Here is an 8,207-nt window from a genome sequence, read left to right as displayed (position 1 = left end):
TGTTGTTCAATAGGTGGGGGGGGGGCGGCGCGAGCCCCCCGGGGGCCTACGCCGCCCCCCCCCCCCCCCCCCCCCCCCCGGGGGGGGGGGGGGCGGCGGTCAACCCCCGTCCGCGCCCTCGTCAGGTCCCTGCCCGCCCGCCGGCGCCTCGGTCGCCGCGCGGTCGCCGCACCTGTGCAGCACCTGTGCCGCACCTCCGGCGCGGGGGGCGGCGCGGGTGCGCGCACGCGCCACGAAGGGTGAGTGCGGCGGCACGGACAGCGGCGGGGTCGGAGGAGTTCCTCACCCTGGGTGCACCCCGGCTGCGCGGACCGTTCCGTCGCTGGGCCGCTCGGGCGGGCGGTGCGGGGAGCGGGCACCCCGCCGCTCCCCCGGGCCGTCCCGGAGCGCGCCGCGGGCGGTCCCGGCAGCGTCCTGCCAGGAGGCGGTCGCGGCCGGGGACGGCGGCGCCGGCGGCGTTAGCTTCTGCCGGCGCCCCCCGACGGGGGGCGGCCCCCTGCTCGCACGAGACGGCCGGAGCGTGGAGATGGACAGCCTGACAGCGCGAGCCCCGGCGACCGGGACGGCCGCCGGCACCCGTGCCGGCGGTGGCACCGGCACCGGCGTCGAGACCGTCGCCGTCGTGGTGTGCACGTACACCGACGCGCGCTGGGACCTGCTGTGCCGGGCCGTGGAGTCCGTGCAGCAGCAGACCCTCGTGCCGCGGCGGCTGGTGCTGTGCGTGGACCACAACCCCGCGCTGGCCGAGCGCTGCCGGCGGCGCTGGCCCGCCGGCGCCGAGCACGGCCCGGTGCGCGTGGAGGTGCTGGAGAACCGCTACCCCGGGCGCCTGGGCTCGGCGCGCAACACCGCCGTGGAGGCGGTGGCCGAGGACGTGGACGTCGTCGCCTTCCTCGACGACGACGCGGCCGCCGAGCCGTCCTGGCTGGCGACCCTGCTGCAGGTGTACCGCGAGGACCCCGGCGCCGCCGCCGTGGGCGGGGCGCCGCTGCCCGTGCTGGAGACGGAGCTGCCGCGCTGGTTCCCGCCGGAGTTCCACTGGGTGTTCGGCTGCCACTACCTCGGGCTGCCCACCCGGCGCGCGCCGGTCCGCCACCTCATCGGCGCCAACATGTCCGTGCGCGCCGACGCGGTGCGCCGCGTGCGCGGGTTCCACGCCGACGACCACGACGACATGGACCTCTCGCACCGGGTGGCCGCCGCCTACGGCGCCGGGGCCGTCCTGTACGAGCCGCGCGCGCGGGTGCGCCACTTCGTGCCCGCGCACCGGGTGACGTGGGACTACTTCTGGCGGCGCTGCTACGTGGTGAACCGGGAGAAGGTGCGCGCGCTGCGCGACCTGGGCGACGCCGGGAACCTCACCGCGGAGCTGGAGTTCGTCGCCACCGCCGGCCTCACCGTCCTGGGCGCGGTCGGCGAGGCGCTGCGCGGGCGGCCGCAGCGGCTGGCGCCCAGCGCCGCGGTGGTGGCCGGGATCGCCCTGGCCGGCGTCGGCAACCTGCACGGGCGCGCCGCGATGCTGCTGGGGCGCACCGCCGCCGCCCGCACGCGGGGTCTGCCGGCGGCATGAGCACCAACCTGGTGGTCGGCTCCGGGCCGGCGGCGGTGGGCGTGGCGCTGCGCCTGCTGGCGCAGGGCGACCAGCACGTCACCCTCATCGACCTCGGCGGCACCCTGGAGGAGGCCCGCCGCGGCGCCGCGCAGCGCATGGCGCGCACCGGTGCGGACGGCTGGGACCCCGGCGACCTGGACCTCGTCAGCGCTCAGCCGGTGGCCCAGGACGGCGGCCGGCTGCCGCAGAAGCGCAGCTACGGCTCGGACTACCCCTTCCGCGACCTCGGCCAGCTCGCCGGGGTCGGCGCGGCCGGCGGCGGCAACCGCTCGGTGGTCTCCTCCGCGTACGGGGGTTTCTCCACCGTGTGGGGCGCGCAGGTGATGCCGTTCTCGCGCAGCACCTTCGAGCGCTGGCCGTTCGGGTGGTCCGCCGTGGAGGAGCACTACCGCGCGGTCCTGCGGGAGGTCCCGCTGGCGGCCGAGGAGGACGACCTGGCCGAGCTGTTCCCCCTGCTGGGCCCGGCGCGGCCGCTGCCGCCGCTGTCCGAGCGCACCCAGCGGGTGCTGGCCCGCTACGAGCGCCACCGCGCGTCGCTGCGCCGGCGCGGCGTGGTCGTGGGCCGCGCGCGCCTGGCCCTGCGGCCCACGGAGTGCACCTCCTGCGGGCTGTGCATGACCGGGTGCCCCTACGGCCTGGTCTACTCCGCCGCGCAGACCGTCGACCGGTGGCGGGCGCGCGGCGCGCTGACCTACCGCGGCGGCCTGCTGGCCCACCGCGTCTCCCAGGACGGCGAGCGGGCGCACGTGCTGGCCCGGGAGGTGGCCACCGGGCGCGACGTGGACCTGAGCGCGGACCGGGTGTTCCTCGCCTGCGGCGGGATCGGCACCACCCGCCTGGTGCTGGGCTCGATGGCCGCCCCCCCGAGCGAGCTGCTGCTGGCCGAGTCCGTGCAGTTCGCGGTGCCGTTCGTCTCGCGCGCACCGGTGGGCGACCCGCGCCGCGCGGAGCGCCCGGGGTTCACGCTGAACCAGTTCAACGTGCTGGTCGACCTCGGCGAGGAGGGGTACGACACCTCGCAGGTGCACTGCTACCCGTACAACCCCGCGGTCCTGGAGGCCCTGCCGGCGGTCCTGCGCCACCGCCTGGCCGGGCCGCTGACCTCGCACCTGCTGCGCCGGCTCACCGTGGGCCTGGGCTACCTGCCGTCGTGGATGTCCCCGCGCGTGCGCGTCAGCGCCGCCCCGCGCACCGCGGAGGCGCTGCCCGCCCTGCGGGTCTCCAGCGGCCCCGGCGAGGCGGGGCGGGCGCTGGCCGGCGTGGTGCAGCGGCTGGTGCGCTCGGCGCCGGAGCTGGACCTGTGGCCGGTGCTGCCGGCGGCGGCGGTGTCGGGGGCGGCCAAGAGCTACCACTTCGGGGCCGCCTTCCCGCACGCCGCGAGCGCCTCGGCCACGACGACGGACCGCCTGGGGCGGCTGCCGGAGTGGGACCGGGTGCACCTGGTGGACGGTTCGGTGCTGCCCTCGGTGCCCTCGACGACGTTCACGCTGACCGTCATGGCCAACGCGCACCGCATCGCCGACGAGGTGCTCACCCGGCCGCGCGCGCACGTGCGCGACGGGGCGCGGGGCGTCGAGCTCGTCTGAGGGCCCCGCGCCCCGTCGGCGGCGGTTCAGTCGTTCTGCGGGAAACCCAGGTTCAGCCCGCCGTGCGAGGGGTCCAGCCAGCGCTCGGTGACGACCTTGCCGCGGGTGAAGAAGTGCACGCCCTCGACCCCGTGGGCGTGGGTGTCGCCGAAGAGGGAGGCCTTCCAGCCGCCGAAGGAGTAGTACGCCACCGGTACCGGCACCGGCACGTTGACGCCGATCATCCCGACCTGCACCTCGTTGCGGAACCTGCGCGCCGCCCCGCCGTCGTTGGTGAAGATCGCCACCCCGTTGCCGTAGCGGTTGGCGTTGACGAGCTCCAGGCCCTCGTCGTAGCCGGACACGCGCAGCACGGACAGCACCGGCCCGAAGATCTCGTCGGTGTAGATCGACATGCCCGTGCCGACCCTGTCGAACAGCGTCGGGCCCAGCCAGAACCCCTCGGCGACCGCGTCCTCGTCGGCGGCGTCGGGGACGACCTCGCGCCCGTCGACGACGAGCTCGGCGCCCTCGCGCACGCCCGCCTCGACGTAGCCGACCACCTTGTCGCGGTGCGCGCCGGTGACCAGCGGGCCCATGTCGGTGCCGCGCCGGCCGTCGCCGGTGCGCAGGGTGGCGATCCGCTCGCGGATCTTCGCGACGAGCTCGTCGGCGATCGAGTCCACCGCCACCAGCGCCGAGACGGCCATGCAGCGCTCGCCGGCGGAGCCGAAACCGGCGTTGACGGCGGCGTCGGCGGCCAGGTCCAGGTCGGCGTCGGGCAGCACCAGCATGTGGTTCTTCGCCCCGCCCAGGGCCTGCACGCGCTTGCCGTGGCGGGTGCCGGTCTCGTACACGTACCGCGCGATCGGGGTGGAGCCGACGAAGGAGACGGAGGCGACGTCGGGGTGCTCCAGCAGGCCGTCGACGGCGACCTTGTCGCCGTGCAGGACGTTGAACACCCCGTCGGGCAGGCCGGCCTCCTTCCACAGCGCCGCGATGAAGTTCGCCGCGGAGGGGTCCTTCTCGCTGGGCTTGAGCACCACGGTGTTGCCCGCGGCGATGGCCAGCGGGAAGAACCACATGGGCACCATGGCGGGGAAGTTGAACGGCGAGATGATGCTCACCACGCCCAGCGGCTGGCGCAGCGAGTACACGTCGATCCTCGTGGAGGCGTTCTCGCTGAAGCCGCCCTTGAGCAGGTGGCTGATGCCGCAGGCCAGCTCCACGACCTCCTGGCCGCGGGAGACCTCGCCCAGGGCGTCGGAGAGCACCTTGCCGTGCTCGGCGGTGATGAGCTCGGCCAGCTCGCCCTTGCGGGCGTTCAGCAGCTCGCGGAAGCGGAAGAGCACCGCGGTGCGCTTGGCCAGGGAGGCGTCGCGCCAGGCCGGGAAGGCGGCCCTGGCGGCGGCCACGGCGGCCTCCACGTCGGCGGGCGCGGCCAGCGCGACGCTCCTGGTGACCCTGCCGGTGGCGGGGTCGTGCACGTCGCCGAGGCGCTCACCGCTGCCCGGGGTGGGGGCACCGGCGATCCAGTGCCCCACCAGCGGGCGGTCGGCGGCCTGGCCAGCGGCGGCGGTGGAGCTGGCGGTCGTGGTGGTCACGGGTGGGCCTCCTCGGTCACGGGTCGGCGGACGCCACGCATCATGCCACCCGAGCGCCCCCTTTTGTAAAGACAAGCTGTCATGTGCCGGGAACGTGCCGGGACGCCCCGCCGCCCCCGCACCCCGTGTCGCCGGCACCGGGACGTGGCGCCCGCGCGGCCCCCGACGTAGCGTCGCGCCATGAGCGATGCGCGGAGCCGGTCCTGGGCGCGGCGGCGCGGCGGGCGCTACCGCTACGGCGAGTGGGCCGGCGGGGCCGACCCCCTGGCCCCGCCCTACGACGTGCGCGCCGCCGTCGACCGCGTCGGGCAGGAGGTGCTGCGCGGCGGCTCCCTGCGCGACGCCCTGCGCGACCTGCTGCGCCACGGCCCCGACGGGCGCTCCGGCCTGGAGGAGCTGCGCGCCCGCGCCGCCCGCCTGCGCCGCGAGGCCGCCCGCCGCGGCGACCTCGACGGCGCCCTCACCGGCGCGCGCGCCCGGCTCGACCAGGCGCTGGCCGCCGAGCGCGAGGAGCTGGCCGCCCGCACCGGCGAGGACCCCCGCGCCGACGACGCCCGCTTCGCCGAGGCCCGCCTGGACGCGCTGCCGCGCTCCACCGCCCAGGCCGTGCGCGACCTGCAGGACTACGACTGGGCCTCCGAGCAGGCCCGGCAGCAGTACCGGCAGATCCTCGACGGGCTGCGCGACGACGTGCTCGACCAGCAGTTCCGCGGCATGAAGCAGGCCCTGCAGGGCGGCGACCCCGCCGCGCTGCAGGCGATGAAGGACATGGTCTCCGACCTCAACGACCTGCTGGGCAAGCGCGCCCGCGGCGAGGACACGCAAGCCGACTTCGAGGACTTCAAGGCCGAGCACGGCGAGCTGCTGGGCCAGGACGCCGCCGAGGCCGAGGACCTCGACGCCCTCGTCGACGCCCTCGCCCGCCGGGCCGCCGCCGCCTCGCGCCTGATGCGCTCGCTGTCCCCGCAGCAGCGCGAGGAGCTGTCCCAGCTCGTGCAGCAGGCCTTCGGCGACGACCTCGACCTGCAGGCGCAGATGGCCCAGCTCTCCGACAACCTGCGCGCCCTGCGCCCGGACCTGGACTCCACCACCGGCGAGCGCGTGCGCGGCGCCCGCGGCAGCGAGCCCCTCGGCTACGGCGAGGCCGCCGACGCCCTGCAGGACCTCTCCGAGCTCGACGACCTGCTGGACTCCCTGGGCCAGGAGCACCCCGGCGCCACCCTCGACGACGTCGACGTCGACGCCCTGGAGCGCCAGCTCGGCCGCGGCGCCGCCGACGACCTGCGCCGCCTGCAGCAGCTCGAGCGCGAGCTGCAGCGCCAGGGCTGGCTCACCCGCTCCGGGCAGGGCCTGACCCTCTCGCCCAAGGCGCTGCGCCGCCTCGGGCAGACCGCCCTGCGCGAGGTCCTCGACCGCGTCTCCACCGGCCGCCGCGGCGACCACGACGACTCCAGCGCCGGCTCCGGCGGCGAGCCCACCGGCGCCACCCGCCGCTGGGAGTTCGGCGACGAGCAGCCCCTGGACGTCGTGCGCACCGTCTCCAACGCGCTGCGCCGCACCCGCCCCGAGGCGGGCGGGCGCGTGCGCCTGAGCTGGGAGGACTTCGAGGTCGTCGAGACCGAGCGCCACGCCTCCGCCGCCGTCGCCCTGTGCGTGGACCTGTCCTTCTCGATGGCCGCCGAGGGTCGCTGGGGGCCGATGAAGGAGACCGCCCTGGCCCTGAGCCACCTCGCCGCCACGAGGTTCCCCGGCGACGCGCTGCAGATCATCGGCTTCGGCCTGCACGCCGCTCCCATGACCCTCGGCGAGCTCGCCGAGGTCGAACCGGACTTCGTGCAGGGCACCAACCTCCAGCACGCCCTGAGCCTGGCCCGGCGCCACCTGCGCCGGCACCCCGACGCCGAACCCGTCGTCCTCGTCATCACCGACGGCGAGCCCACCGCCCACCTCGACGACTCCGGCGGCACCCCCGAGGCCGTCTTCCAGTGGCCCCCCGCCTCCGCCACGATCCGCGCCACCGTCGCCGAGGTGGACCGGCTCACCCGCTTCGGCGCCACGATCAACCTCTTCATGCTCGGCGAGGACCCCGGCCTGCGCCGGTTCGTCGACGCCGTCGCCCGCCGCAACGGCGGGCGCGTGCTCACCCCCAGCCCCGAGCGCCTCGGGCAGTTCGTCGTCGACGACTACCTCCGCGCGCGCTCGGGGGGCTCGCGGGGGCGGCGCGCGTCGTAGGTCCCGCCCCCGGGGTCCTCGCCCCGGCGGCGGGGAGGACCGGTGGTGCGGGGGTCGGTGGCGCGGGGGCTCAGGCGAACGCCGCCCGCACCACGTCGAGCACCGCGTCCATCGCCGCGAGCCCGCCCTCCTCGTCGGCGGCCGTCGCGGTCGGCAGCGCCGTCACGGCGACCGTCACCGCGGCCCCGTCGTCGGTGGCGCCCCCGCGCGTCTCGAAGCCGGGGATGTCCCCGCCGTGCCCCCACAGCAGGCGCCCGTCGGCCAGCGGCGAGCTGGACAGCCCCAGGCCGTAGCGCGTGCCCTCCCACAGGTCCGGGGCGGGCACGGTGGTGCGCACCTGCTCCAGCTGCGCGGACGAGAACAGCTCCCCGCGCAGCAGGGCGAGCGTGAAGGCGTTCAGGTCGCTGGGCGAGGCGACCAGCGCGCCGGCGGCCCACCCCCAGGACGGGTCGAGCAGGGTCAGGTCCCGCCACGGCTGCGCCGAGCCGTCCCGGTGGAACGCCCGGGGGTGGGGCCCGCGGAAGCCCTGCTCGCCCGGCTGCGGGAAGAACGTCTCGCGCAGGCCGAGGGGCTCGGTGATGCGGGTGCGCACCAGCTCCGCCAGGGGCCGGCGGGCGACGCGCTGCACGAGCAGGCCCGCCACGACGTACCCGGTGTTGCTGTACAGCCACGAGCCCCCCGGCGCCGCGGTGGCGGGCAGGCCGCGCACCAGGTCCAGCAGCTCGCGCGGGTCGTAGTAGCGGTCGCGCAGCAGGGACCAGTCGGAGGTGCCGAACTCCGAGGTGTAGTTCGGCAGGCCGCTGGTGTGCTGCAGCACCTGCCGCACGGTGATCTCGCGGCCGTCCCCGCCGGGCCCGCGCAGCAGCCCGGGCAGGTGCGTCTCCACGGGCTCGTCGAGGGCGACGAGGCCCTCGTCGACGAGCTGCAGCACGACGGCGGCCACGTACGTCTTGGTGTTGCTGCCCACGCGCACCCGCCCGTCCACGGGCACCGGCCCCACCCGGCTCGCGGTCAGGTCGTGCACGCGGCCGTCGGCGTCGCGCACGCTGGCCAGCGCCGAGGGGAACCCCACCCCGTGCACCAGGTGGTCCAGGTGCTCCTGCAGCGGGTGGCGCCGGCGGCGCGGTGACGCGGCCGCGGCGGGCCCGCCCGACGCCGCCCCCGCGGTCCGGGCCGCGCCCCCCACGCCGGCGA

General features: G+C 76.9%; 5 protein-coding genes. 3 read left to right on the top strand and 2 right to left on the bottom strand.

Features of this window, described 5'->3' with window-relative positions:
* The first annotated feature begins 526 nt into the window (after positions 1-526).
* Together ACRYR7_RS22580 and ACRYR7_RS22575 are read left to right on the top strand one after the other, a co-directional pair.
* Positions 527-1,570: a glycosyltransferase family A protein gene (locus ACRYR7_RS22580; RefSeq protein WP_432574358.1), complete on the top strand. Its 1,044-nt coding sequence runs from the start codon at positions 527-529 to the stop codon at positions 1,568-1,570.
* Entirely contained in the window at positions 1,567-3,198 is a 1,632-nt protein-coding gene (locus ACRYR7_RS22575) for a 4Fe-4S ferredoxin (protein ID WP_432574357.1), read from the top strand. The genes ACRYR7_RS22580 and ACRYR7_RS22575 overlap by 4 nt, the downstream gene beginning before the upstream one ends.
* Positions 3,199-3,224: 26 nt before the next feature.
* Here ACRYR7_RS22575 and ACRYR7_RS22570 read toward each other — a convergent pair whose 3' ends face one another.
* Positions 3,225-4,724: a CoA-acylating methylmalonate-semialdehyde dehydrogenase gene (locus ACRYR7_RS22570; protein WP_432574360.1), complete on the bottom strand. Its 1,500-nt coding sequence runs from the start codon at positions 4,722-4,724 to the stop codon at positions 3,225-3,227.
* 237 nt (positions 4,725-4,961) lie between these two features.
* Between ACRYR7_RS22570 and ACRYR7_RS22565 the strand changes: the two genes are divergently transcribed.
* On the top strand, positions 4,962-7,013 hold the full coding sequence (locus ACRYR7_RS22565; RefSeq protein WP_432574356.1) for a vWA domain-containing protein: 2,052 nt from the start codon (positions 4,962-4,964) through the stop codon (positions 7,011-7,013).
* Between the two features lie 70 nt (positions 7,014-7,083).
* Here the strand turns inward: ACRYR7_RS22565 and ACRYR7_RS22560 are convergent, their stop codons facing one another.
* Positions 7,084-8,199 carry a serine hydrolase domain-containing protein gene (locus ACRYR7_RS22560; protein ID WP_432574359.1) on the bottom strand — a complete coding sequence of 372 codons (1,116 nt, stop codon included), beginning with the start codon at positions 8,197-8,199 and terminating at the stop codon, positions 7,084-7,086.
* Positions 8,200-8,207: the final 8 nt, after the last annotated feature.

Origin of the sequence: Kineococcus gurbantunggutensis (assembly GCF_050871925.1) — a bacterium.
Taxonomy (GTDB): Bacteria; Actinomycetota; Actinomycetes; order Actinomycetales; family Kineococcaceae; genus Kineococcus.
The sequence above is the reverse complement of the archived record's forward strand: the minus strand, read 5'-3'. Positions and strand labels throughout refer to the sequence as shown.

Excerpts from the sequence above, each read along its gene's own strand:
- ACRYR7_RS22575 (WP_432574357.1), top strand. The coding sequence starts at position 1,567 with ATGAGCACCAACCTGGTGGTCGGCTCCGGGCCGGCGGCGGTGGGCGTG.
- ACRYR7_RS22565 (WP_432574356.1), top strand. The coding sequence starts at position 4,962 with ATGAGCGATGCGCGGAGCCGGTCCTGGGCGCGGCGGCGCGGCGGGCGC.
- ACRYR7_RS22580 (WP_432574358.1), top strand. The coding sequence starts at position 527 with ATGGACAGCCTGACAGCGCGAGCCCCGGCGACCGGGACGGCCGCCGGC.